At 72.8% G+C, this 445-nt stretch carries 1 protein-coding gene; it reads right to left on the bottom strand.

Translation table 11 applies throughout. From position 1 onward, the window contains the following. Positions 1-445 (bottom strand): MBL fold metallo-hydrolase (locus tag FLQ44_RS23895; RefSeq protein WP_206209045.1); only part of this gene is annotated, 445 nt, incomplete at both ends.

Genomic DNA, 445 nt, shown 5'->3' with positions numbered 1-445 from the left:
CGGCGTGCCGAGCGCGGACGGCGGCGCCAGCACCAGCTCGCCGGCGAGATCCTTTCCTTTGGCCTGCTCGCTCACGGCCTCGGTGTGCGGCAGTGCAATGCCGGCCTCGCGGTAGATCTCCACCGCCGGCGCCATCGCGCCGTGCAGCAGGATGCGCCGACCGCGCGCGCCGGCCAGCGCGCCGATCTCGGCCAGCAGGCGCTGCGCCTTGCCGAGCGCGTAGCAGCCCAGCACGGCGGTCTCGCCGCGCTGCGCGCAGTCGTCCCACCAGGCCAGCACTTCAGTAGCCACTTCGCTGGCCGGCCGCCAGCGATAGACGGGCAGGGCGAAGGTGGCCTCGGTGATGAGGGTGTCGCAGGGCACCACTTCGAAGCCGGTGCAGGTCGGGTCGGGGTCGCGCTTGTAGTCGCCCGAGATCACCCAGACCTCGCCGCCGTGCTCGATC

Source organism: Vogesella mureinivorans (assembly GCF_007644035.1).
Taxonomy (GTDB): domain Bacteria; phylum Pseudomonadota; class Gammaproteobacteria; order Burkholderiales; family Chromobacteriaceae; genus Vogesella; species Vogesella mureinivorans.
Note: the sequence above shows the minus strand (reverse complement) of the source record. Positions and strands in the feature narration are given on the sequence as shown.